General features: G+C 69.6%; 16 protein-coding genes and 2 rRNA genes. 16 read left to right on the top strand and 2 right to left on the bottom strand.

Annotation, left to right across the window (positions count from 1 at the left end):
- Window positions 1–86: 86 nt before the first annotated feature.
- The 3 genes from EJF31_RS04500 (at window position 87) to EJF31_RS04510 (ending at window position 4,038) form a co-directional block, all read left to right on the top strand.
- Window positions 87–3,215 (top strand): 23S ribosomal RNA (locus EJF31_RS04500).
- Window positions 3,216–3,370: 155 nt separating this feature from the next.
- Window positions 3,371–3,487, top strand: a 5S ribosomal RNA gene (gene rrf / locus EJF31_RS04505).
- 173 nt (window positions 3,488–3,660) lie between these two features.
- Entirely contained in the window at window positions 3,661–4,038 is a 378-nt protein-coding gene (locus EJF31_RS04510; protein WP_125035858.1) for a single-stranded DNA-binding protein, read from the top strand.
- On the opposite strand, the gene EJF31_RS04515 is transcribed toward EJF31_RS04510, so the two are convergent.
- Entirely contained in the window at window positions 4,013–5,137 is a 1,125-nt protein-coding gene (locus EJF31_RS04515) for a DUF1015 family protein (RefSeq protein ID WP_125035859.1), read from the bottom strand. The genes EJF31_RS04510 and EJF31_RS04515 overlap by 26 nt on opposite strands.
- A 47-nt stretch (window positions 5,138–5,184) precedes the next feature.
- On the opposite strand from EJF31_RS04515, the gene EJF31_RS04520 reads away from it, so the two are divergent.
- From EJF31_RS04520 to EJF31_RS04555, 8 genes are all read left to right on the top strand, one after another.
- On the top strand, window positions 5,185–6,186 hold the full coding sequence (locus EJF31_RS04520) for an HAD-IIA family hydrolase (RefSeq protein ID WP_125035860.1): 1,002 nt from the start codon (window positions 5,185–5,187) through the stop codon (window positions 6,184–6,186).
- 30 nt (window positions 6,187–6,216) lie between these two features.
- Window positions 6,217–6,408: a hypothetical protein gene (locus EJF31_RS04525; protein WP_125035861.1), complete on the top strand. Its 192-nt coding sequence runs from the start codon at window positions 6,217–6,219 to the stop codon at window positions 6,406–6,408.
- A gap of 6 nt (window positions 6,409–6,414) precedes the next feature.
- Window positions 6,415–7,254 carry a TlyA family RNA methyltransferase gene (locus tag EJF31_RS04530; RefSeq protein WP_125035862.1) on the top strand — a complete coding sequence of 280 codons (840 nt, stop codon included), beginning with the start codon at window positions 6,415–6,417 and terminating at the stop codon, window positions 7,252–7,254.
- Window positions 7,251–8,234 (top strand): NAD kinase, encoded by a 984-nt coding sequence (locus tag EJF31_RS04535; RefSeq protein WP_125035863.1) that lies wholly within the window; start codon window positions 7,251–7,253, stop codon window positions 8,232–8,234. The genes EJF31_RS04530 and EJF31_RS04535 overlap by 4 nt, the downstream gene beginning before the upstream one ends.
- Window positions 8,227–9,987 carry a DNA repair protein RecN gene (gene recN / locus EJF31_RS04540; protein WP_125035864.1) on the top strand — a complete coding sequence of 587 codons (1,761 nt, stop codon included), beginning with the start codon at window positions 8,227–8,229 and terminating at the stop codon, window positions 9,985–9,987. The genes EJF31_RS04535 and recN overlap by 8 nt, the downstream gene beginning before the upstream one ends.
- 70 nt (window positions 9,988–10,057) lie before the next feature.
- On the top strand, window positions 10,058–11,248 hold the full coding sequence (steA, locus tag EJF31_RS04545) for a putative cytokinetic ring protein SteA (protein ID WP_125035865.1): 1,191 nt from the start codon (window positions 10,058–10,060) through the stop codon (window positions 11,246–11,248).
- On the top strand, window positions 11,245–12,111 hold the full coding sequence (locus EJF31_RS04550; RefSeq protein ID WP_185736134.1) for a copper transporter: 867 nt from the start codon (window positions 11,245–11,247) through the stop codon (window positions 12,109–12,111). Before steA ends, EJF31_RS04550 begins: the two co-directional genes overlap by 4 nt.
- 11 nt (window positions 12,112–12,122) lie before the next feature.
- Window positions 12,123–13,814, top strand: a complete 1,692-nt coding sequence (locus tag EJF31_RS04555) for a CTP synthase (protein ID WP_125035867.1) — start codon at window positions 12,123–12,125, stop codon at window positions 13,812–13,814.
- Window positions 13,815–13,918: 104 nt separating this feature from the next.
- Here EJF31_RS04555 and pepN read toward each other — a convergent pair whose 3' ends face one another.
- The gene (gene pepN, locus EJF31_RS04560; RefSeq protein ID WP_221767454.1) at window positions 13,919–16,378 is read right to left on the bottom strand and encodes an aminopeptidase N; all 2,460 of its coding nucleotides are present in this window, start codon (window positions 16,376–16,378) and stop codon (window positions 13,919–13,921) included.
- 63 nt (window positions 16,379–16,441) lie between these two features.
- Between pepN and EJF31_RS04565 the strand changes: the two genes are divergently transcribed.
- The 5 genes from EJF31_RS04565 (at window position 16,442) to EJF31_RS04585 (ending at window position 22,698) form a co-directional block, all read left to right on the top strand.
- A complete protein-coding gene (locus EJF31_RS04565) occupies window positions 16,442–17,044 on the top strand; it encodes an NUDIX domain-containing protein (protein ID WP_125035868.1) in 603 nt (200 codons plus the stop codon).
- A gap of 95 nt (window positions 17,045–17,139) precedes the next feature.
- Window positions 17,140–17,994, top strand: coding sequence for an MBL fold metallo-hydrolase (locus EJF31_RS04570; protein ID WP_185736135.1), 855 nt, complete (start codon window positions 17,140–17,142; stop codon window positions 17,992–17,994).
- A gap of 80 nt (window positions 17,995–18,074) precedes the next feature.
- Window positions 18,075–19,199, top strand: a complete 1,125-nt coding sequence (gene ald, locus EJF31_RS04575) for an alanine dehydrogenase (RefSeq protein ID WP_125035870.1) — start codon at window positions 18,075–18,077, stop codon at window positions 19,197–19,199.
- Entirely contained in the window at window positions 19,196–20,167 is a 972-nt protein-coding gene (xerD, locus tag EJF31_RS04580) for a site-specific tyrosine recombinase XerD (RefSeq protein WP_125035871.1), read from the top strand. Before ald ends, xerD begins: the two co-directional genes overlap by 4 nt.
- Complete coding sequence (locus tag EJF31_RS04585) at window positions 20,164–22,698, top strand: RNA helicase (RefSeq protein ID WP_125035872.1); 2,535 nt, start codon at window positions 20,164–20,166, stop codon at window positions 22,696–22,698. The genes xerD and EJF31_RS04585 overlap by 4 nt, the downstream gene beginning before the upstream one ends.
- Window positions 22,699–22,711: the final 13 nt, after the last annotated feature.

The raw sequence follows: 22,711 nt of genomic DNA on the forward strand, positions 1-22,711 counted from the left end.
TGGCTGTGCTGGTGGTGGGGTGTGTTGGGTGTGGTCGTGTAGAAGCAATTAATTCTAGTCTTTGTAGTTTTTGTTGAGTGTTTGTGAGACAAGCTATGAAGGGCACATGGTGGATGCCTTGGCATCAAGAGCCGATGAAGGACGTAGGAGCCTGCGATAAGCCCTGGGGAGTTGGCAACCGAGCTGTGATCCGGGGATTTCCGAATGGGGAAACCCAGCTGGAGTCATGTCCAGTTACCCGCGCCTGAATATATAGGGCGTGTGGAGGGAACGTGGGGAAGTGAAACATCTCAGTACCCACAGGAAGAGAAAACAAAAGTGATTCCGAGAGTAGTGGCGAGCGAAATCGGAAGAGGCTAAACCTCATGCGTGTGATAGCCGGCAGGCGTTGCGTGTGGGGGGTCGTGGGACCGCTTTGATCATTCTGCCGAGTGGTCGGACAGTAAGAAATCACAGGTGAAGTTGAAGTCCATTGGAAAGTGGCGCCGTAGAGGGTGATAGCCCCGTAAGTGTAAGTCTGTGACTGTCGAGCGGTATCCCAAGTAACACGGAACCCCTGAAATTCCGTGTGAATCTGGCGGGACCACCCGTTAAGCCTAAATACTCCTTGATGACCGATAGCGGACAAGTACCGTGAGGGAAAGGTGAAAAGTACCCCTGGCGGGGAGTGAAATAGTACCTGAAACCGTGTGCCTACAATCCGTCGGAGCCTTACACGTAAGTGGGGGTGACGGCGTGCCTTTTGAAGAATGAGCCTGCGAGTTTGCGTTGTGTTGCGAGGTTAACCCGTGTGGGGAAGCCGTAGCGAAAGCGAGTCCGAATAGGGCGTTTGAGTAGCACGATCAAGACCCGAAGCGAAGTGATCTATCCATGGGCAGGTTGAAGCGCGGGTAAGACCGCGTGGAGGACCGAACCCACTTAGGTTGAAAACTGAGGGGATGACCTGTGGATAGGGGTGAAAGGCCAATCAAACTTCGTGATAGCTGGTTCTCCCCGAAATGCATTTAGGTGCAGCGTCACGTGTTTCTTGCCGGAGGTAGAGCACTGGATAGCTAATGGGCCCTACAAGGTTACTGACGTTAGCCAAACTCCGAATGCCGGTAAGTGAGAGCGTGGCAGTGAGACTGCGGGGGATAAGCTCCGTAGTCGAAAGGGAAACAGCCCAGACCATCAGCTAAGGCCCCTAAGCGGTGACTAAGTGGAAAAGGATGTGGAGTCGCAGTGACAACCAGGAGGTTGGCTTGGAAGCAGCCACCCTTGAAAGAGTGCGTAATAGCTCACTGGTCAAGTGATTCCGCGCCGACAATGTAGCGGGGCTCAAGTCATCCGCCGAAGCTATGGCATTCATGCGTTAGCCAAGCCGCCCCTTGAGGGTTGGTTCAGGTGYGTGGATGGGTAGGGGAGCGTCGTGTGGGGGGTGAAGCGGCGGAGTGATCCAGCCGTGGACGCCACACGAGTGAGAATGCAGGCATGAGTAGCGAATGAGGAGTGAGAAACTCCTCCGCCGAATGATCAAGGGTTCCAGGGTCAAGCTAATCTGCCCTGGGTAAGTCGGGACCTAAGGCGAGGCCGACAGGCGTAGTCGATGGACAACGGGTTGATATTCCCGTACCGGCAAAGTAGCGCCCATGACGAACCTGGTGATGCTAACCATCCGAAACCACGTTTAGCGATCCCTTCGGGGTGAGCGGATGTGGCAGAGCGTGGGACCCGAACTGGTAGTAGTCAAGCGATGGGGTGACGCAGGAAGGTAGTCCAACCGTACCGATGGTTGTGTACGGCTAAGCATGTAGGGCGAGATCTAGGCAAATCCGGATCTCTGACTTTGATGTCGAGCTTGAGATGTGATGGGGAGCCCGTATGGGTGAAGTGGATGATCCTATGCTGTCGAGAAAAACCTCTAGCGAGCTATGCGCCGCCCGTACCCCAAACCGACTCAGGTGATCAGGTAGAGAATACCAAGGCGATCGAGATAACCATGGTTAAGGAACTCGGCAAAATGCCCCCGTAACTTCGGGAGAAGGGGGGCCCGGATCGTGTACCCACTTGCTGGGGAAGCGTGAAGGGCCGCAGAGACCAGGCCCAAGCGACTGTTTACTAAAAACACAGGTCCGTGCGAAGTTGTAAGACGATGTATACGGACTGACTCCTGCCCGGTGCTGGAAGGTTAAGGGGACGGGTCAGCTCTTTGAGCGAAGCTCAGAACTTAAGCCCCAGTAAACGGCGGTGGTAACTATAACCATCCTAAGGTAGCGAAATTCCTTGTCGGGTAAGTTCCGACCTGCACGAATGGAGTAACGACTTGGGCGCTGTCTCAACCGTGGACTCGGCGAAATTGCACTACGAGTAAAGATGCTCGTTACGCGCGGCAGGACGGAAAGACCCCGGGACCTTTACTATAGTTTGGTATTGGTGTTTGGTTCGGCTTGTGTAGGATAGGTGGGAGACTGTGAAGCATTCACGCCAGTGTTTGTGGAGTCAACGTTGAAATACCACTCTGGTCGTACTAGATGTCTAACCTAGGTCCATTATCTGGATCAGGGACAGTGCCTGATGGGTAGTTTAACTGGGGCGGTTGCCTCCTAAAATGTAACGGAGGCGCTCAAAGGTTCCCTCAGCCTGGTTGGCAATCAGGTGTTGAGTGTAAGTGCACAAGGGAGCTTGACTGTGAGACAGACATGTCGAGCAGGGACGAAAGTCGGAACTAGTGATCCGGCGCCAGCAGGTGGAAGCGGCGTCGCTCAACGGATAAAAGGTACCCCGGGGATAACAGGCTGATCTTCCCCAAGAGTCCATATCGACGGGATGGTTTGGCACCTCGATGTCGGCTCGTCGCATCCTGGGGCTGGAGTAGGTCCCAAGGGTTGGGCTGTTCGCCCATTAAAGCGGCACGCGAGCTGGGTTTAGAACGTCGTGAGACAGTTCGGTCCCTATCCGCCGCGCGCGCAGGAAACTTGAGAAAGGCTGTCCCTAGTACGAGAGGACCGGGATGGACGAACCTCTGGTGTGCCAGTTGTTCCGCCAGGAGCACGGCTGGTTGGCTACGTTCGGAAGTGATAACCGCTGAATGCATCTAAGCGGGAAGCACGTTTCAAGATGAGGTTTCCCACCACGTAAGTGGGTAAGGCCCCCAGCAGAACACTGGGTTGATAGGCCGGAGGTGTACAGCAGCAATGCCCAGCCGACCGGTACTAATAGGCCGAGGGCTTGTCTTACACTCACTTTACTGAAACCACAACGACTAACAATTGTTAGCTGCTGCGATGTTCGCGTCCACGAATCAGATCCAGATGTGCCAAGTGCACATCGATCTAACTAAATAAGCTTGGTGTCATCATGAGGCAATATCCATGATGATTACCGCTAGAGTTACGGCGGCCATAGCGAAAGGGAAACACCCGGTCCCATCCCGAACCCGGAAGTTAAGCCTTTCAGCGCCGATGGTACTGCAACCGAGAGGCTGTGGGAGAGTAGGACGCCGCCGGACATTCTTTTGCGCAGGGCCACCCCTTCGGGGGTGGCCCTGCTGCCAATTTGAGACCTTTTCGGGCCGCCTGTCGCGCACAGGCGGCCCTCGTGCATGTCGTCTCCACACCTCGTCCTGGCTGGTCGGCGCACCGTCGGTCCGGCCACGTTGGCTGTGTCCAGGAGGTGATGTGCATGTCTGCACAGATCAAGGAGAGGGCCGGCGACGGCCCGGGGACGGTCGAGTCCGTCAACGAAGTGCGTCTCGTAGGGCGCATCTCGACCGCACCTGAGGAGCGGGTCCTGCCCAGCGGCGACAGCGTGTGGTTGTTCCGCGTGGTGGTCGGTCGCACGGGTGACCGGGGTCGGTCGCGTCAGACGGTCGATGCGCTCGAGTGCGCGGTCTGGAGTGGTCGGGTCCGACGCTCCGTGACTGGCTGGCGCGAGGGCGACGTGGTCGAGGTGACCGGTGCCCTGCGTCGCAGGTTCTTCCAGACCGGCGGCGGTGCCGCGTCCAGGGTCGAGGTGGAGGTGACCGGTGGTCGCGTCATCCGTCGCTCAGAGAGCGGATGAGGACCCCGACGCTGGGCTTCGGCTGGAAGGAGGTTGCCTTCTCCGGGAGGAGGCGACCCGCGGCCACCACGCGCAGCACGAGGTCGAAGTCGAGGGCTGGCAGCAGGAGGGCCACCCCCGTGCCTGGGGAGACGTGCGCGAGCGCGTCGTCGAGCGAGTGGTGGTAGGTCACGCGGTGCGGTGGGGTGGCGAGGGCCGGCACGAGACGTTCGTGGACGACCTCGATGCTCGCGCGGCGCCGAGGAACGTCGATGTCCAGGATGGCCCAGTGTTCGCCGTCGGTGGCGACCAGCGTCGTCGGACCCAATGCTGCGATGCCCTCGGCGGCGGTGCAGGGTCGCCAGCGTGCGTCGATGGACGCCGCCGCCGTCTCGAGCTCCTGCAGGGTGGTGCCGGCCAGGACCCGGTGGATGGCGCCCAGGAAGAGCGGGGTGTCGTCCTGGTCGACGAGCATCGCGAGGCCGTGGTCGGCGGGTCCACCGGGGTGATCGTGCTGGAGGCGGAGGTAGGCCGCATACCGGTGGTGGCCGTCGGCGATCATCGCGCGGGATCCGGCCAGGGAGGCGTCGAGCCCGGCGAGGGTGTCGGCGTCGCGGATGGCCCAGATCCGGTGCCGCTGCCCGGCGCGGTCGGTGTAGTCCTGGTAGGTCGGAGCGGCCATCACGCCAGCGAGGAGCGTCCGCAGCTGCTGGGGTCCGCGGTGGACGAGCAGGATCGGGGCCGGGTGCATCTTCATCTCGTCCATCCGGTCGGCGAGCTCGTCGGCCTGACCGGGGTGCACCCCCTCGTGGGGGAAGACGACGCGCTCGGCGGCGCGGCGGGCCCGATGGGAGATGTCCAGCGCGCCGACCAGCCCGCGGATCGTGATCCCACCGGAGGTGTACTCGTGGAGGTAGACCGCGGGGGAGTCGTCATGCCGGACGAAGCCCTTGTCCTCCCAGCTGACGAGCCGGGCGGAGACGTCGCGGTAGGGCCGGGCGAAGGCGCGCGCCGACGAAGGGTCGCCGATCCGGCTGGGGGACAGCATCAGCCCGGTGAACGGGAACAGTCGGAGCGGGCCCGCGAGGTACGGCGGGGTGACCACGCGGCTGTCGTCCATCGGAGCATCGTAGGGTGCGAGCACCGCGAAACCCCGAGGAGGCGCGCATGCTCGGCAGGTCCGAGGAACCACTGGCCACGGCCTACGACCTGGCCATGCTCGACCTGGACGGAGTGGTCTACGTCGGCGGCGACGCCGTGCCGGGCGCACCCGAGCACCTGGCGGACGCCCGCGAGGCCGGGATGCGCCTCGCCTTCATCACCAACAACGCCTCGCGGCCCCCGGGCCGCGTGGCCGAGCACCTCCGCGAGCTCGGCATCGAGGCCGAGGAGAAGGACGTCGTCACCTCGGCCCAGGCCGCCGCCCGGGTGCTCGCCGATCGTCTGGGCAGTGGCGCCCGGGTCGTCCTGCTCGGTGCCTCGGGACTCGAGACCGCGCTCGCCGAGGAGGGCCTCGTGCCGGTGCCGGTCGGGGACGAGGACGCGAAGGCGGTGGTCACGGGTTACGGGCCGGACGTGCTGTGGCGCGACATCATGCGGGCCGCGGTGCGGGTGCGCGAGGGCCTGTGGTGGGTGGCCAGCAACACGGACATGACGATCCCCACCGCCTACGGCGTCGCGCCCGGACACGGGGTGCTGGTGGAGACGATCCGGGCCTTCTCGGGTGTGGACCCGGTGGTGGCCGGCAAACCCGAGCGCCCGCTCCTGGACGAGACGATCCGGCGGGTCGGCGGCGACCGTCCGCTGATGGTCGGCGATCGGCTCGACACGGACATCGAGGGCGCCACCAAGGTGGGCATCGACTCGCTGCTGGTCCTCACAGGCGTCACGGGGCTGGCCGAGCTCGTGGCGGCGCGGCCCGAGGAGCGACCGACGTACGTCGCGGCCGACCTGGCCGGCCTGCACGAGGTGCACCCGGCCCCCGAGACGGGGGAGGGGAAGGCCTCCCTGGGCGGCTGGACGGCCGACGTCCGGTCGGGGAGGCTGACCGTCGAGGGCGACGGCTCGGCCGACGACTGGTGGCGGGTCGTGGCGAGCGCGGCGTGGCAGCACCTCGACGCGGCCGGGGAGCCGGTCAGTGTCGACGGTGTCGAGCCGCCCCTGCCCTGAGCGGGAGCCCGCGCGCGGTAGCCTCGGGCCATGAGTGAGGACCCGGACACCAGCGAGACCGCGGCCGAGCGGGTCCGCACCGGCCAGCCGAACGTCGACGAGGTGATCGCCGCGGTCGAGGGGCTCGAGGAGCGCCCGATCGAGGAGCACGTCGGGGTGTTCGAGAGCGCCCACGAGCAGCTGCGGCGCGCGCTGGACCACCAGCCGACCGATCCCGCCTGACCCGCGATGCCCCCTCGTCGACTGCGGCTGGACGCCGAGCTGGTCCGTCGCGGCCTGGCCCGGTCGCGTGAGCACGCCAGCGAGCTGATCGCCGCCAAGCGGGTCAAGGTCTCGGGAGCGCTGGCCACCAAGCCGGCCACCGGGGTGACCACCGACGTCGCCATCGTGGTGGCCGAGGACCCCGACCGGCCCGACTACGTCTCTCGCGGTGGCCACAAGCTGGCCGGCGCGCTGGACGCCTTCGAGCCGGAAGGGTTCAGGGTCGCGGGTCGACGCTGCCTCGACGCCGGCGCCTCGACCGGAGGCTTCACCGACGTGCTGCTGCGCCGCGGTGCCGGCCAGGTGGTGGCGGTCGACGTGGGCTACGGCCAGCTGGCCTGGAAGCTGCAGTCCGACGACCGGGTCGTGGTGCACGACCGGATGAACGTGCGCGAGCTGACCCCCGACCTGATCGGCGGACCCGTGGAGGTGGTGGTGGGGGACCTGTCCTTCATCTCCCTCGAGCTGGTGCTGGACGCCCTGCTCGGCGTGGCCGCCGACGACGCCGACCTCGCCCTCATGGTCAAGCCGCAGTTCGAGGTCGGCAAGGACCGGGTCGGCAAGGGCGGAGTGGTCCGGGATCCCGAGCTGCGGGCCGAGGCGGTGCTGTCGGTGGCCGCGGCCGCAGCCACGCGCGGGTGGGGCGCCCGTCAGGTGACGACGAGCCCGCTGCCCGGGCCTTCGGGCAACGTGGAGTTCTTCCTCTGGCTGCGCAAGGGCCCGCCGGAGATCGAGCCGGAGGACATCCACCGTGTCGTGGTGGCTGCCGATCCGTTGGGGGCGCTGGATGAGAAGGTGGACCCGTGAGCGAGACGAGCACCCCCGAACCAGCGTCCGGTGACGCCGGGACCCGTCGCGTCCTGCTGCTCGCGCACACCGGCCGCGAAGATGCGCGCGAGGTGGCACGAGCCTTCTGTAAGGCCCTGACCGGACACGGCATCGTCGTCCGGCTGCTGGCCGCGGAGGCGCGCGACCTCGACATCGACCCCGACGACCTCGACCCCGCGATCGAGCTCACCGACGGTGAGCGGCACGCCGGGGACGACTGCGAGCTGGCCCTGGTGATCGGCGGCGACGGCACGATCCTGCGCGCTGCGGAGATCACGCACGGCAGCGGCACACCCGTGCTCGGGGTCAACCTCGGGCACGTCGGCTTCCTGGCCGAGGCGGAGTACGACCACGTCGAGTCGACGATCGACGCGATTGTGCACAAGCGCTACACCTCGGAGGACCGGCTCACCCTCGACGTCAACGTCTACCGCGACGGCGAGCTGGTGACGAGCACGTTCGCTCTCAACGAGGCGAGCGTGGAGAAGGCGGCCCGCGAGCGGATGCTCGAGGTCGTCGTGGAGATCGACGGCCGCCCCCTGTCCCGGTGGGGCTGCGACGGCGTCGTGTGTGCGACGCCGACCGGCTCGACCGCCTACAACTTCAGCGCGGGTGGGCCGATCGTCTGGCCCGGTGTCGAGGCGCTGCTGATCGTCCCGATCAGCGCGCACGCCCTGTTCGCGCGGCCCATGGTCGTGGCGCCGACGTCCGTGCTGGCCGTGGAGCTGATCGCGCAGACCCCGGGCGCCGGCGTGTTGTGGTGCGACGGCCGCCGCACGGTCGACCTGCCGCCCGGCGCGCGGATCGAGGTGCGTCGCGGCGCCAGCCCCGTGCGCCTGGTCCGCCTCCACGAAGCGCCGTTCACCGACCGCCTGGTCGCGAAGTTCGGCCTCCCCGTCCAGGGCTGGCGGGGCGCGAGCGAGCGCCGCCGCCGCAACGGGGAGGGCGAGGATGCTTGAGGAGATCCGGATCGGGTCGCTCGGCGTCATCGACTCCTCGACCCTGGAGCTCGGCCCCGGGCTGACCGTGATCACGGGTGAGACCGGCGCCGGCAAGACCATGATCGTGACCGCCCTCGGGCTGCTGCTCGGCGGGCGCGCCGACAGCGGCGCCGTGCGCTCCGGCGCCAGGACCGCCCGGGTCGAGGGCGTCGTGCGGGTCGGTGACCTGGCGGCGTTCGCCGCTGCGGTCGAGGAGGCCGGCGGCGAGGTCGAGGACGACCGCGTCGTGCTGGCCCGCAACGTGTCCAGCGAGGGTCGCTCCCGCGCGTTCGTCGGCGGCGCTGCGGTGCCGGTCTCCTCGCTCGCCGAGCTGGCCGAGCCGCTCGTCGCGGTTCACGGCCAGTCCGACCAGCACCGACTGCTCCAGCAGCGTGCCCAGCGGGACGCCCTGGACCGCTTCGGCGGCGCCAAGACGGCCAAGCTGGTCGCCACCTACGGCGACCTGTTCCGTCGCCTCGAGGCGACCGAGCGCGAGCTCGAGGAGGTGGTGGCCACCGCACGGGAACGCGCCCGCGAGGCCGATCTCCTGCGGTTCGGCCTCGGGGAGATCGAGGCGGTGTCCCCGGAGCCGGGGGAGGACTCCAGCCTGGCGGCCGAGGAGACCCGACTGGGCTTCGCCGACACGCTCCGCACCGCCGCCGAACAGGCTCGGGAGGCGCTCTCGAGCGATCAGGACAACCCCGACGCGCTGGCGACGACCTCGGCCGCGCGCACCCTCCTCGACGGGGTCCGTGAGCACGACAGCGAGGCCGGCGAGCTCGCCGACCGGCTGGCCGAGATCACCTACCTGCTCTCCGACGTTGCCGCCGACGTTGCGTCCTACGCGTCCCGCGTCGACACCGACCCGGCCCGGCTCTCGACCGTGTCCGAGCGGCGGGCCGCGCTGACGGCGCTCACCAGGAAGTACGGCGACACCATCGACGAGGTGCTGGCGTGGTCGGAGCAGTCGGCCCGCCGGCTGCTCGACCTGGACAACACCGACGAGCGGATCGAGCAGCTGCGCGCCGCGCAGCAGCAGCTGCGCACCGAGCTCGCCGACGCCGCCGACGCCCTGTCGACCGCGCGGTCGACGTCGGCACGGAAGCTCGCCCAGCAGGTCAGCGCCGAGCTGACGCTGCTGGCGATGCCGCATGCGCAGCTCACCATCTCGGTGGTCCAGCACGAGGTGCCGGCCGCCGAGGCGGGCTCCGCCACGGCACGCGGACCGTTGAAGGTCGGCCAGCGGTGGGTGAGGTTCGCCCCCTCCGGCATCGACGAGGTGGAGTTCCTCCTGGCCGCCAACACCGGCTCGGACCCACGCCCGCTCAACAAGGGTGCGTCCGGCGGTGAGCTGTCCCGGGTGATGCTGGCGCTCGAGGTCGCGCTCGCCGGCACCAGCCCTGTGCCGACGTTCGTCTTCGACGAGGTCGACGCGGGCGTCGGTGGCGCGGCGGCCGTCGAGGTCGGGCGCCGCCTGGCCCAGCTGGCCAAGAACGCCCAGGTCCTGGTGGTCACCCACCTGCCGCAGGTCGCGGCCTACGCCGACCGGCACGTGGTCGTGGAGAAGTCGCACGACGGCACCGTCACGAGCTCGGGCCTGACCGTCCTCGATCCCGCGGCCCGCGAGCGCGAGCTCAGCCGGATGCTGGCCGGGCTGGCCGACTCCGACACCGCGCTGGCGCACGCCCGCGAGCTGCTGGACGTGGCCCAGCCGGCCCGCGCCCTGGGCTGAGTCCGACCGACGCGCCCGGGCCCCGCGGTTGCCGGGGCAGGTCCAGACCGGTTGAGAGAATGAGCCGGTCATGAAGCTCCCCGCACGCACGCGCGTCCCCGAAGCCCTGCCCGGAATCGTCGGCACCGCCCGCGTGGAGCGTCGCACCCGTGCGCTGCTGGCGCGGCTGCGTCCCGGCGACCTCGCCGTCCTCGACCACGTCGACATGGACCGCTCGACCGCCCAGGCGCTGCTCGACGCCGGCGTCGTCGCGGTCGTGAACGCCTCCCCGATGATCTCCGGGCGCTACCCCAACCTCGGGCCCGAGGTGCTCGCCGGAGCGGGGATCCCGCTCGTCGAGGGGATCGGCACCCGCGGCCTGGCCGCGATCCGCGACGGCAGCACCGTGCGACTCCACGACGGCAAGGTCTTCGTCGGGGACGATGAGGAGCCCGTGGCTGCCGGTCGGGAGATCGACGCCGAGAGCGTCCAGACGCAGATGGCCGCGGCCCGTACCGGCCTCGCCACCCAGCTGGAGACCTTCACCCACAACAGCGCGGAGTTCCTGCGCCGCGAGCAGGACCTCCTCCTGCACGGCCGCGGCCTGCCCCGGCCCTCGACCCGGATGACCGACCGCCCGGTGGTCGTCGTCGTCAAGGGACACGACCACGCTGCCGAGCTCGCCGCGATCCGGCCCTTCCTGCGCGAGCAGGGCCCCGTGCTGATCGGGGTCGAGGGCGGTGCCGACGTGCTGCGGGAGGCGGGTTACCGACCCGACATCGTCGTCGTCGACGCCTCCGCCGACGCCGCCGACCAGCCGTCCGCCAGGGTGCTCAAGGGCGCGAAGGACGTCGTGGTCCGGCTCGACCGGGGCGCCGAACGCGGCTCGACCGACGGCCTCGAGCGGCTCGGCATCCGGCCGCTCCGGCTCGAGTCGGGGGCCACCACCGAGGACGCGGCGCTGATCCTGGCCGACGCCGGCGACGCCTCGGTGATCATCGGCGTGGGCATGCACGCCACCCTCGACGAGTTCCTGGACCGCCAGCGCTCCGGGCTCGCCAGCACCTACCTGACCCGGCTCAAGGTCGGTCCCCGCCTCGTGGACGCCGCCGCGGTGCCGCGCCTCTACTCCGGGCGGGTGCGCCCGCGACACCTGCTGCTGGTGATGCTCGCCGGGTTCGTCGCCCTGGCGGCTGCGGTGGGCGTGACCCCCGTCGGCCACGAATGGGCCGGCCAGCTGACCGACACCCTCACCCCGATCGTGCAAGGACTGCTCCCGTGATCTCCTACCGCCACCACGTCGTCTCGCTCGTGGCCGTCTTCCTCGCCCTCGCCGTCGGCGTGGTGCTCGGCGGCGGCCCGCTCAGCGAGCTCGGCCGTGACGCAGCACCCGCCGCCGCCAAGGCGAGCGCCAAGGCCAGGGACGCCAAACGGACGGCGTCGTTCGGCGACACGTTCGCCACCGCCGCCGCGACGTCGCTCTACGGCGACCGGCTCAAGGACCGACCGGTGTCGATCTTGACGATGCCCGGTGCCGACGTGAAGACCGTCAGTGGGCTCGCCGCCCAGATCGAGGCGGCCGGCGGCCGGGTTGCGGGCACGTACGACGCCCAGCCGACGCTCGTGGACGCCTCCCAGAAGTCCCTGGTGGACACGCTGGGCAGCCAGGTGATGACGCAGCTCGACGACGGCGCCGTGACGTCCGACGCACCGACGTACGACCGCATCGGCCAGCTCCTCGGCCTGGCCATCGCCGGCAGCCCGCTGCCGGCCGACGACGTCAGCTCGATCCGACAGAGCCTGGCGGGCGCGCAGCTGATGAACTCGCCCGGCGAGTCTGCCCGGACCCCGCTGGTGCTCGTGGTCCTCGGCCGGTCCGTCGACGAGGCGATCCTGAGCGGCATCCTGTCCGGACTGGCCAGCAAGGCCACCGGCGTCGTCGTGGCCGACGACGCCCGCAGCGGCGTCGACGGCGAGCTCAAGGGCCTGCGCCAGGAGCCGGCGGCCGACGACGTCGCCACCGTCGACGGGGCCGACTCCGCGCTCGGCCAGGTGACAGCCGTGCTCGCCCTGGCGCGCTCGCTGGAGGTGCAAGGTGGCTCCTTCGGTGCGTCGGGATCGGACGGAGCCGTACCTCTCGGGTAGGATGGAGACCCGTGAAGATCGCCAGCCCCACCAAGCACGTATTCGTCACCGGAGGCGTCGCCTCCTCGCTCGGCAAGGGGCTCACGGCGTCCAGCCTGGGTAGCCTGCTGAAGGCACGCGGACTCCGCGTGACCATGCAGAAGCTCGACCCCTACCTGAACGTCGACCCCGGGACGATGAACCCCTTCCAGCACGGAGAGGTGTTCGTCACCAACGACGGCGCCGAGACCGACCTGGACATCGGACACTACGAGCGGTTCCTGGACACCGACCTCGGCCAGATCGCCAACGTCACGACCGGTCAGGTCTACTCCGAGGTGATCGCCAAGGAGCGCCGCGGCGACTACCTCGGCGACACCGTCCAGGTGATCCCGCACATCACCAACGAGATCAAGGACCGGATCCGCGCGATGGGCGGGCCGGACGTCGACGTCGTCATCACCGAGATCGGCGGCACCGTCGGCGACATCGAGTCCCTGCCGTTCCTCGAGGCCGCCCGCCAGGTCCGCCACGACATCGGTCGCGACAACTGCTTCTTCATCCATGTCTCCCTGGTGCCCTACATCGGCCCCTCGGGCGAGCTGAAGACCAAGCCGACCCAGCACTCCGTCGCCGCGCTGCGCTCGATCGGCATCCAGCCCGACGCCGTTGTGTGCCGCGCCGATCGGGAGCTGCCCACCTCGATCAAGAAGAAGATCTCGCTGATGTGCGACGTCGACGAGGACGCCGTGGTCACCGCCGCGGACGCCCCGTCGATCTACGACATCCCCAAGGTGCTGCACCGCGAGGGCCTCGACGCCTACGTCGTACGCCGGCTCGACCTGCCGTTCCGCGACGTCGACTGGACCGTGTGGGACGACCTGCTGCGCCGCGTCCACCACCCCAAGGAGGAGGTGACCGTCGCGCTCGTCGGCAAGTACATCGACCTGCCCGACGCCTACCTCTCCGTCGGTGAGGCGCTGCGAGCCGGTGGCTTCGCCCACGAGGCCAAGGTGCAGATCCGGTGGATCCCTTCCGACGAGTGCGAGACGCCGGCCGGCGCGGCCCGCCACCTCAGCGACGTCGACGCCATCTGCGTGCCGGGCGGCTTCGGCATCCGCGGCATCGAGGGCAAGCTCGGCGCGCTGACCTACGCCCGCACCCACGGCATCCCGACGCTGGGCCTGTGCCTGGGCCTGCAGTGCATGGTCATCGAGTACTCCCGCAACATGGCCGGCCTCGAGAAGGCAGCGTCCACGGAGTTCGACCCCGACTGCCCCGAGCCCGTCATCGCGACCATGGAGGAGCAGAAGTCGTTCGTCGACGGCGCGGGTGACCTCGGCGGCACCATGCGCCTGGGTCTCTACCCGGCCGACCTCAAGGAGGGCTCGGTCGTGCGCGAGGCGTACGGCGAGGCCACCATCCAGGAGCGTCACCGCCACCGCTACGAGGTCAACAACGACTACCGCGAGCAGCTCGAGGCCGCCGGCCTGGTCTTCTCCGGCGTCAACCCCGACCTCGACCTGGTCGAGTTCGTCGAGCTGCCGCGCGAGGTGCACCCCTACTACGTGGCGACCCAGGCCCACCCCGAGCTCCGCTCACGCCCGACCCGCCCCCACCCGCTCTTCAAGGGCCTGATCGGGGCGGCGATCGAGCGCCAGAAGGAGCTGCGCTTCCCGATCGACGAGACCGGGCTGCGCCGCGAGGTCGACGACGAGGACTGAGCAGTGTCCCACCCGTCACTCTGGTGACGGGTGGGATCGCCGTTTGGTCCCCAACGGCAGAGATTCGGGCGAAAATCTGCCGTTGGGGACCAAACGGCGCTCGATCAGCCGCGGGCGCGGAGCACGCGGGCCAGGGTGTCGGTCCCGGTCAGGAGCGTCGCGCGGACCGTCGGGTCGACCCCTTCGTCGGTGGCGATCTGCCGGGCGCGGGCCAGGAACTCCTGGTCGCCCGTGGTCGGGAACATCGCGCGCAGGGTGCCGCCGACGGTCATCATCCCGCCGCGGGTCTGCACATCGCTGACCCAGTCGAGGTAGCGATAGGTCCACGGGAGCATCAGCTCGCCCTGCACGGGGCGCCAGAAGCACTGGGCGACGCCGACCATCGGCGGTCCGACCGGGACCGAGCGCTTCTCGAAGATGGCCTCCCACGCCTCGGCCTTGGCCGACTCGTCGGGGCGGGCCGCGGTGACGCACAGCGCCCGCACGGCCGCCTCCGGGTCGGGGTCGCGCTCCAGCAGCGCCTCGACCTCGGCGGCGTCGTACGTCCCGAGGGCCGCGCGCCGGGCGAGCACCCGCCAGGCCAGGTCGTGGTCCTCGGTCGCGGCCTTCTCCAGCAGCGCGAAGTGGTCCTCGGACGTGGCCGAGGCGGCCAGTGTGCGCAGCGCCGGCGCCCGGTGCTCGGGGTCCTCGGCAAGCTCGGCGGCGACCGCGGCCAGCCGGGCCAGGGCGGTGGGGACGGCGACCGGTGCGCTCCACTGGTCGGCAGCGCGGAGCGCCATCGCGAGGAACGGCTCGACCACGCCGGCGCTGCGCTCGCTGGCCAGCACGTCCAGGACGCAGGTGAGCAGCTCGTCGGTGGAGAGCTCGCCCTTGACCAGCATGTCCCAGGCGGTGGAGACCGCGACGGCGCGCGAGAGCGGGTCGGGCAGCTGGCCCGCGGACTCCAGGAGGACGCGCAGCGACCGCTCGTCGGGACGCACCGCCGCGAACGTGAGGTCGGAGTCGTTGAGCAGGTAGAGGTCCGCCTCGGGCAGCCCGTCGACGACGGTGCGGGGCCCGGTGGTCTCGACGTACGCCGTCCCGGCCCTCTCGAGAGCCTCGCCGTTGCGCTGGTAGACGCCGATCTCGAGGTGGTGGGGACGGGCGTCCTGGCCGCCGGGTCCGGTGGCCAGGATCTCCCGCCCGCGCATCGCGAGGGTGTCGGTCCCGGCCCGGTCGAACCACTGGGTCGTCCAGGAGGACAGGTCACGCCCGGCGGCGGTGCCGACGGCGGACATCAGGTCGTGGAGGCGGGTGTTGCCCCACGCGTGGTCGCGGAAGTAGGCGCGCAGCCCCTCGACGAAGGCCTCCTCGCCCACGTAGGCCACCAGCTGCTTCAGGACGCTCTCGCCCTTGACGTAGGTGATCGCGTCGAAGTTGGCCATCGCCTGGGCGACGTTCGGCACGTCGCCGCGGATCGGGTGGGAGGCGGGGCCCATGTCGACCTGGTAGCCGGTGAGCTTGCTGGCCGCGAGGAACGTCGCCCAGCCGTCGGTGTACTGGGTGGCGTTGACGCTCGCCCAGGTGGCCGCCCAGGAGGCGAACGCCTCGTTGAGCCACAGGTCGTCCCACCACTGCATGGTCACGAGGTCGCCGAACCACATGTGCGCCATCTCGTGCAGCAGGACCGAGGCGACCAGCGCCTTCTGCCCGTGGGTCGGTGCGCTGCGGAACAGGACCGAGTCGGTCCAGGTGACGCAGCCCCAGTTCTCCATGGCGCCGCCCATGCCGGGGACGAAGACCTGGTCGTAGCGCTCCTGGGGGAACGGCTGGCCGAAGCGCTCGCCGAAGAACGCCAGGCCGCGCTCGGTGGTGTCGAGGAGGTCCGCGGCGTCCCGCTCGAGGTACTGCTTGAGGGACTGGCGGCAGTAGAGGCCGAGGCTGTGGCCGCCGCGCTGCTCGCGGATCTCGTGGAACGGGCCGGCGTTGACGACCACGACGTACGTCGACAGCCGGGGCGTGTCCGGGAACCGCCACACCCTGCCCCCGTCGCCGAGGTCCTCGACCGAGTCGGGGGCGCCGTTGCTGGTGACCGTCCACGACTCGGGGGCAGAGACGGTGAAGGCGTGCGGCGCCTTCAGGTCCGGCTGGTCGAAGCATGCCCACGCGCGGCGCGCGTCGTCGGGCTCGAACGACGTCCAGACGTAGACGAGCTTGTCGGAGGGGTCGACGGTGCGCAGGATGCCGGCACCGGAGCCGGTGTCGGACTGCGCGGCGTGCACGAGCAGGACGTTGTCGGCGGCCAGGTCGGGCAGCGGGATGCGCCCCTCGGCCACCGTCGAGAGGTCGAGCTCGCGGCCGTTGAGGGTGGCGCTGCGGACCTCGGCGGCGCAGTCGACGAACGTCGAGGCGCCGGGTGTCGTGCAGCGGAACGCGATCCGGGAGACCGACTCGAGCACCTCGCCCTCGAACAGCCCGCGCAGGTCCACGGCGATGTCGTAGCGATCGACGTCGAGGAGCGCGCCGCGCTCCTCCGCCTCCTCGCGGGTCAGGCTCTTCGCGTCCACGTTCCCGGCCTCGGTCATGCGCGTCCCTCCATGGGATCTGTCCTCCGTTGGTCTGTCGGAGGGCACGGTAGCGTCACGGCCATGTCGACGCCTCCCCCTTCCCTGGCCGACGCGCCCGCCGCCTGGCCGATCGACCGGTCGGAGGACCTGCACCGCGACGGGTGGGTCATGGCGCTCCGGCAGGACTGGCTGCGACGTCCGGGACACCCCACCGAGGAGCCCTTCCGGCGGGTCGTGCTCGAGCACCCCGGAGCGGTCGTGATCCTGGCGCTGGACGAGGACGAGCGCGTCTTCTGCCTGCGGCAGTACCGCCACCCTGCCCGCCGGGTCTTCGTCGAGATCCCGGCCGGGTTGTGCGACGTCGAGGGGGAGGACCCCGTCGAGGTGGCCAAGCGTGAGCTGGCCGAGGAGGCCGGGTTGGCGGCGGGGGAGTGGACCCACCTGACCTCGGCCTGGTCCTCGCCGGGCATCTCCGAGGAGCAGATGCACTTCTACCTGGCCCGCGACCTGAGCCCCGTCGGTCGCGGGGACTTCGTGCCCGAGCACGAGGAGGCCGAGATGGAGACCTTCTGGGCGCCGTACGACGACGTGCTGGCCGCCGTGCTCGACGGGCGGGTCGCCGACGCCCCGGTGGCCCTGGCGGTGCTGTTCGCGCGGGCGAAGGGGCTGGCCGGCACTGGGTGACCGGCCAGACACCGCCACCGTGGCGCGGCTCATGGCGCCGGTCGTCGGGGTGTGCCAGTGTTTCCGCGACACACGGGGGAACGAGGTGGCTCGACGTGCTGGTGACGTTCTGCGGCGTACGCGGGTCGACGCCTGCCCCCGGCGCTCCCTTCGTGCGCTACGGCGGGCAGACGTCGTGCGTCGCGCTGTCCGTGGGCCAGGAGCCCCCGCACCTGCTGCTGGACGCCGGCACCGGCCTGATCGCGGTGACGCCGCTCCTGGGCGGCGAGCCCTTCGACGGCTCGATCCTGGTCGGCCACCTGCACTGGGACCACACGCACGGCATGCCGTTCTTCGCGGGCGGCACCGCCGCGGGGAGCCGGGTCGCGATCCACATCCCCGAGCAGGGTGACGACGCCGAGCGGGTGCTCGAGCGGGCGATCTCGCCCCCGCACTTCCCGGTCACCCCGTCCGTGCTCGGCCCCGGCTGGTCCTTCACCGGGCTCGAGGAGGGCACCCACACCGTGGAGGGCTACGACGTGCTGGCCCGCGAGATCCCGCACAAGGGCGGCCGTGCGTTCGGCTACCGGGTGACGCGCGACGGCGCCTCGATCGCCTACCTGTCCGACCACAGCCCGACCGCCTACGGCCCCGGTCCTGACGGGTTGGGGGAGCGGCACGAGGCGGCGCTGGCCCTCGCCGACGGGGTCGACGTGCTCATCCACGACTCCCAGCACCTCGCCGCGCAGTTCCCCGGCGTGGAGTTCCTGGGGCACGCGAGCGTCGAGTACGCCGTCGAGCTGGCCCGCGAGGCCGGCGCCCGGGCCTATGCCCTCTTCCACCACGACCCTGGCCGCACCGACGACCAGATCGACGAGATCGTGGAGCACGCGCGCAAGGTGGCCGGCGACGACCTCGAGGTGTTCGGCGCCTACGAGGGCCTCGTCCTCGACCTCGGCGCACGTCGGTAGCACGTCCGCGGCTCTCTCGGAGTAATGTCTCGGCGTCGTCTCAACGAGGTGGCGGCAGACATGGATGCGAGGGAGCTCAGGTGAAGGTCGGCGTTCCGAAGGAAGTCAAGAACCACGAGTACCGGGTGGCCATCACGCCGATCGGCGTGCACGAGCTCACCGCGCACGGTCACGAGGTCTTCATCGAGACCGGCGCGGGTGTCGGTTCCTCGATCACCGACGAGGAGTACGTCGCTTCCGGTGCCACGATCGTCCCGGACGCCGACGCGGCCTGGGGCACCGACGGCTCGATCGACATGGTGCTCAAGGTCAAGGAGCCCGTGGCGGAGGAGTACCACCGGATGCGGGAGGGCCTGACCCTCTTCACCTACCTGCACCTGGCCGCGGACAAGCCGCTGACCGAGGAGCTGCTCAAGCGCAAGGTCACCGGCATCGCCTACGAGACGGTCCAGCTGCCCTCGGGCGGGCTGCCGCTGCTCTACCCGATGTCGGAGGTCGCCGGCTGCCTGGCGCCCCAGGTCGGCGCCTACTCGCTGCTCAAGGCCCAGGGTGGCCGGGGCGTGCTGATGGGCGGCGTGGGTGGTGTCGCGAACGCCAAGGTCGTCATCATCGGCGCCGGTGTCTCGGGCCAGAACGCCGCGAACATCGCGCTCGGCATGGGTGCCGACGTCACGCTGCTGGACACCGACCTGGACAAGCTGCGGATGTCGTTCTGGCGCTACAACAACCGGGTCCACGGGCTGGCGTCGTCGAAGCTGGCGATCGAGCAGCAGGTCACCGAGGCCGACATGGTCATCGGTGCGGTGCTGATCCCCGGTGCCAAGGCGCCCAAGCTGGTCACCAACGACCTGGTCGCTCAGATGAAGCCGGGCTCGGTGCTGGTCGACATCGCGGTGGACCAGGGTGGCTGCTTCGAGGACACACACGCGACCACGCACGCGGACCCGACCTACCAGGTGCACAACTCGACGTTCTACTGCGTGGCGAACATGCCCGGTGCGGTGCCAAACACCTCGACCTACGCGCTGACCAACGCGACGATGCCGTACGCCGTGGCGCTGGCCAACAAGGGCTGGGCGCAGGCGTGCCGTGACGACCAGTCGCTGGCGCTGGGCCTGAACACCCACGCGGGTGACCTGACCAACGGTCCGGTCGGCGAGGCCGTCGGCATCGACGTGGTGTCGCTCGACAAGGTGCTCGCCTGACCAGCAACCTGCAGCGGGCGGTCCGCACCTACCTCGACCACCTCTCGGTCGAGCGAGGGCTGGCCGCCAACACGCTGACGTCGTACCGCCGTGACCTGCGGCGCTACCAGCAGTACCTCGCGGCGGCCGGCATCGACGACCTCGGAGGCATCTCCGAGGCGACGGTGTCCGGCTTCCTCATGCGGCTGCGCGAGGGCGATACCGAGCACCCGCCGCTGAGCTCCACGTCGGCGGCCCGCACGGTGGTCGCCGTCCGCGGCTTCCACAAGTTCGCCGTCCGCGACGGGCTGGCCACGGCCGACCCGGCGAGCGCGGTCAAGCCGCCGGCACCCGCCAAGCGGCTGCCCAAGGCGCTGCCGCTCTCCGATGTCGAGGCCATCCTCGAGGCGGCCGGAGCGGCGGGCACCACGCTGGCGCTGCGCGACCGCGCGCTGCTCGAGGTGCTCTACGGCACCGGCGCGCGGATCTCCGAGGCCGTCGGCCTCGACGTCGACGACCTTGATCAGGTCGACGGGACCGTGCTGCTGCGCGGCAAGGGCAGCAAGGAGCGCATCGTGCCGGTCGGGTCCTACGCCCGGGAGGCGGTCGATGCCTACCTCGTGCGGGGGCGGCCGGAGCTGGTCTCGGCAGGTTCGACCACCGGGAAGGGCTCGACCACCGGGAAGGGCTCGACCACCGGCAACGGTGGTGCCCTCTTCCTCAACGCCCGCGGCGGACGGCTCTCCCGGCAGTCGGCGTGGGCGGTGCTCGTGAAGACCGCCGAGAAGGCCGGGGTGACCCGCGACGTCTCGCCCCACACGCTGCGGCACTCCTTCGCCACGCACCTGCTCGACGGCGGCGCCGACGTACGCGTCGTCCAGGAGCTGCTCGGGCACGCCTCGGTGACGACCACGCAGGTCTACACCCTGGTCACCGTCGACAACCTGCGCGAGGTCTTCGCGACCGCGCACCCCCGGGCGCGCGAGTGAGCTGGGTCCCGCGGACCGGTGACGCCGACGCGGTCTACGAGGCGTTCACGGGCTGGGTCGACGGGCAGGGCCTCGAGCTCTACCCGCACCAGGACGAGGCCGTCTTCGAGCTGCTGGCCGGCAGCAACGTCATCCTCGCGACCCCCACGGGCTCCGGGAAGTCGATGGTCGCGATCGCGGCCCACGCCGCCGCGCTCGCCTCGGACCGGGTCAGCTTCTACACCGCCCCCATCAAGGCGCTGGTGAGCGAGAAGTTCTTCGCGCTGTGCGAGGTCTTCGGCGCCGACAACGTCGGCATGCTCACCGGCGACGCGTCGGTCAACGCCGACGCCCCCATCATCTGCTGCACCGCCGAGGTGCTGGCCAACATCGCCCTCCGTGAGGGGGCCGAGGCGGACGTCGGCCTGGTCGTCATGGACGAGTTCCACTTCTACGCCGAGCCCGACCGCGGCTGGGCGTGGCAGGTGCCGTTGCTGACGCTGCCGCAGGCGCAGTTCCTGCTGATGTCGGCGACGCTCGGTGACGTCACGCCGTTCGTGGAGGACCTGACCCGCCGCAACGGGCGTGCCACCGCGGTCGTCGACGACGCGGAGCGCCCGGTCCCGCTCACGTTCACCTGGGCCATGACGCCGCTGCCAGAGACGCTGGAGGAGCTCGTCACCACCAACCAGGCGCCGGTCTACGTCGTGCACTCCACCCAGAAGGACGCCGTAGAGCACGCCACGACGCTGCTGAACGCGACGTGGATCAAGAAGCCGGAGGGGATGTCCGAGCGGCTGGCCGGTTTCCGGTTCGGCGCGGGCTTCGGCAAGACGCTCGGCAAGCTGCTGCGCCGGGGGATCGGTGTCCACCACGCCGGCATGTTGCCGCGCTACCGACGCCTCGTCGAGCAGCTCGCCCAGGCCGGCGTGCTGCGCGTCATCTGCGGCACCGACACGCTCGGGGTCGGCATCAACGTGCCCATCCGGACCGTGCTGTTCACGGGGCTGGCCAAGTTCGACGGCAACCGGTCGCGGATCCTGCGGACGCGGGAGTTCATGCAGATCGCCGGGCGGGCGGGACGCGCCGGCTACGACACCGCCGGGTACGTCGTGGTGCAGGCGCCCGAGCACGTCATCGAGAACGAGAAGGCCAAGGCGAAGGTGGCCGCCCGCCAGGCCGCCGGCAAGAAGAACTCCAAGGCGCAGCTGAGGAAGCCGCCCGAGGGCACCGTCGTGTGGACCGAGCAGACCTACGACAAGCTGGTCGCGGGGGAGCCCGAGGCGCTGGTCAGCCGGATGAAGGTCGACAACTCGATGCTCATCAACGTGCTGGCCCGCGAGGAGGACGCGTTCCCGGTCCTGCGTCGGCTGCTCACCGACAACCACGAGGACCGGCGTGGCCAGCTGCGGCTGTCCCGGCGCGCCCTCCGGCTGGCCCGGTCCCTGCAACGGTCCGGCGTGCTCACCCGGCTCGACGAGGTCGACGAGCGCGGCCGCCGGTTCGTGCTGGCCGTCGACCTGCCCGACGACTTCGCGCTCAACCAGCTGCTCGCGCACTTCGCCCTGGCCGCCTTCGACGTCCTGGATCCCGAGTCGGAGACCTACACCCTCGACATCGTCTCGGTGGTCGAGGCCGTGCTGGAGGGGCCGCGGCAGATCCTGATGGCCCAGCAGTTCACCGCGCGGGGCGAGGCCGTGGCCGAGATGAAGGCCGACGGACTGGAGTACGAGGAGCGGATGGCGCTCCTGGACGAGATCACCTGGCCCCAGCCCCTCGCCGAGCTGCTGGGAGCGACGTACGAGATCTATCGCGGGACGCACCCCTGGCTGCCCGAGGACGCGCTGGCCCCGAAGTCGATCGTGCGCGAGATGTGGGAGCAGGGGATGAGCTTCACCGACTTCGTCGGGCGCTACCAGCTCGCCCGGTCCGAGGGGCTGGTGCTGCGCTACCTCACCGACGCCTACCGGACGATCCGGCAGACCGTGCCGGAGGCGCACCGCACCCCCGAGCTGGACGACCTGTCGGAGTGGCTGGGGGAGACCATCCGGCAGACCGACTCCTCGCTGCTCGACGAGTGGGAGGCGCTCACCGACCCCGGGCACGTGCGGCCCGACGTGGCGCACCACGCGCCCCCGCCCACGCCCCGCCCGATCTCCGCCCAGGAGCGGCCGTTCCGGGTGATGGTGCGCAACGCCATGTTCCGCCGTGTCGAGCTGGTGGAGCGCGACGACCTGGACGGGCTGATGCGGCTCGAGCGGCAGGCCGCGGACCGCACCGACCCGCCGCTGGAGGTCGTGATGACCCGGTCGTTGTGGGACGCCGCGATCGAGGACTACTACGCCGAGCACGACCGGCTCCTGGTCGACTCCGACGCGCGGGGGCCGTCCCTGCTGCAGGTGACGGTCGAGGGTCGCCGCTGGAAGGTCCGGCAGACGCTCCACGACCCCGAGGGGCACCACGACTGGGTGATCGACGGGGTGGTCGACCTCGACGCCTCCGACGAGGCGGGCGAGCTCGTGCTGCTCACCGAGGCGATGCACCGGCTGTAGGTACTCTCGACGA

This window comes from Nocardioides sp. LS1, assembly GCF_003865225.1.
GTDB classification, from domain to species: Bacteria; Actinomycetota; Actinomycetes; order Propionibacteriales; family Nocardioidaceae; genus Nocardioides; species Nocardioides ginsengisegetis.

Coding starts and splice junctions, on each gene's coding strand:
- EJF31_RS04520 (WP_125035860.1), top strand. CDS start 5,185: ATGCTCGGCAGGTCCGAGGAACCACTGGCCACGGCCTACGACCTGGCC.
- EJF31_RS04510 (WP_125035858.1), top strand. CDS start 3,661: ATGTCTGCACAGATCAAGGAGAGGGCCGGCGACGGCCCGGGGACGGTC.
- pepN (WP_221767454.1), bottom strand. CDS start 16,378: ATGACCGAGGCCGGGAACGTGGACGCGAAGAGCCTGACCCGCGAGGAG.
- EJF31_RS04525 (WP_125035861.1), top strand. CDS start 6,217: ATGAGTGAGGACCCGGACACCAGCGAGACCGCGGCCGAGCGGGTCCGC.
- EJF31_RS04565 (WP_125035868.1), top strand. CDS start 16,442: ATGTCGACGCCTCCCCCTTCCCTGGCCGACGCGCCCGCCGCCTGGCCG.
- steA (WP_125035865.1), top strand. CDS start 10,058: ATGAAGCTCCCCGCACGCACGCGCGTCCCCGAAGCCCTGCCCGGAATC.
- EJF31_RS04530 (WP_125035862.1), top strand. CDS start 6,415: ATGCCCCCTCGTCGACTGCGGCTGGACGCCGAGCTGGTCCGTCGCGGC.
- recN (WP_125035864.1), top strand. CDS start 8,227: ATGCTTGAGGAGATCCGGATCGGGTCGCTCGGCGTCATCGACTCCTCG.
- EJF31_RS04515 (WP_125035859.1), bottom strand. CDS start 5,137: ATGGACGACAGCCGCGTGGTCACCCCGCCGTACCTCGCGGGCCCGCTC.